Genomic DNA, 1,836 nt, shown 5'->3' with positions numbered 1-1,836 from the left:
TGCGGCTTTGACCATGGCATCAGCAGCTTCCACAACAGCAGGAAAACCTTTGGTTTCAATCATTCCCACGGCAATAGACATATATTTTTCGTCCTTAGATTAAATTAGTAATGAACGACTCCGCGCTATTAGGTGCGAGTCATATTTAGCAGTACATGCCAATCATCTTCATAGACTTTTGTCTATGAAAAACTCAATACTATGCATCTGCTAAAGTCAAGCATAGACTGAGACGTCACGCTTTGGCAATATAAGCAACAATTTTATTTTGTTAATTATGGTATCAGAAAGTTTTATGTGACGCCAGAAATTTGCGTACGCTCTTCCCAAGGATAGTTGACAAAAAAAGTTGCTTGTGCATAGTCAAGCATCGACAGCGATTTTGGCCGATCGACGACAGAATTAACAGTCATCGGGAGATATCCGTCAAGCGATCGATTGGCTGAGTCGATCGCTTGAGAGTAGCGGCAGATCGCGATTGCGGCGCATTGTTACTTAGTAGGGCGATGAATCACCTTTTCGATCGTCCGTTTGCGGGCTTGCTCGTCTACACCGATGAGTCGGACGTATGACTTCGGTCGATCGCGCACGATCGCTTCGAGCGCGCGGGCAATGTCTGCCGCATTACTCCCCGCAACTCGACCGCCAGTTTCCCAAGCATTGCTCTTATAGCGACGCTCGTCGGCATACTCAGTGAAGATCCCACTACCTTGCGCGACGAGGCGCGAGATGGTTTCGACAACATCTAAGCCCAAGACATTACTAGTGGCGGGAGTACTAGCTTTATAAGCCGTCTGGCTAGAGCTAGTAGGCATCGGACTGCTACCGCCATTAGTCGCAGTAGTTGCGCGGACGATCGATCCTGGACGATGGACGATTTTCTCCACCACCCGCCGTTTGGCATGGGTATCGATGCCGATAACCCTTACGTAATCATTGGGATGGTTGGCGATACAGTCAGCGATCGCACCGACAATCGCCCCCTCGCTTTGAGACTCGATCCGACCGCAGGTAGCCCAGGAGCTAGTTTGAAAGTGACGTTTGTCGGCACGTTCGATCGCGACTTGGCAACCTTGGTTGAGGAGTTGACGGACGAGTGTTGTCAGCTCTGGATCGGCACCAGTCGCCGCAGGAGTAGCACTAGACTGGCTTGCCGTTGGCGTGCTGTGACTAACTGCGGCATGACCAGAGCCATTTGTAGTAGCGGCAACTGGACGATCTCCAGGACGCTGAATGATGGTTTCGAGTACCCGACGTTTGGCTTTAGGATCGATCCCGATCAGTCGCACGTATTCGCCGCTATGCTCTTGGAGGCAAGCTGATAAACCACTGAAGATATCTGCTTCGCGAGTGGAATTAAAAGCGGCGCAACTCGTCCAAGAACTAGTCTGGAAGCGACGTTTGTCCGCATGTTCCGTACCGACGTTGTAACCTTGCGCCAGGAGTTGCCGTACGCTGGAAATCGTCTCTGGTGAGATATGGGAGGAAATTGCCGCACTCACAGCCTTCAAACTCTCCGATCTGGCAATCCCGTAAAGTCCCGAACTAGAGAAATCGATCGCTTCTTGCAGCGGCGTAATACATTCGATATCATCCGCACAGCGATAGCCCGATCGCAACGAATCATTGATGCTGATAATGTGCGCGGCAAACTTGCGGTCGTCTGGCTGGACATCCGATAATCGATCGGCTTGCTGTTGGTTGGTAATAATCGCCCCCGACGGGACGTATTTACCAGGTGGAATTGTGACATCCTGAACCAGCGCGTGCATCATCACGACACAGCCGTGACCGACTTTGGCATTAAAGACTGTCGATCGAAAGCCGATAAAGCAG

2 protein-coding genes are annotated in these 1,836 nt (G+C 50.9%); both read right to left on the bottom strand.

Translation table 11 applies throughout. From position 1 onward, the window contains the following. Positions 1–81: BMC domain-containing protein (locus RMO84_RS09835; RefSeq protein WP_310488287.1), on the bottom strand; the 81-nt coding region annotated here is incomplete at its 3' end. Positions 82–491: 410 nt separating this feature from the next. After that, positions 492–1,836: ribulose bisphosphate carboxylase small subunit (locus RMO84_RS09830; protein WP_310488286.1), on the bottom strand; the 1,345-nt coding region annotated here is incomplete at its 5' end.

The sequence above is a fragment of the Chamaesiphon sp. VAR_69_metabat_338 genome (assembly GCF_031423935.1).
Lineage (GTDB): Bacteria > Cyanobacteriota > Cyanobacteriia > Cyanobacteriales > Chamaesiphonaceae > Chamaesiphon.
The sequence above is the reverse complement of the archived record's forward strand: the minus strand, read 5'-3'. Positions and strand labels throughout refer to the sequence as shown.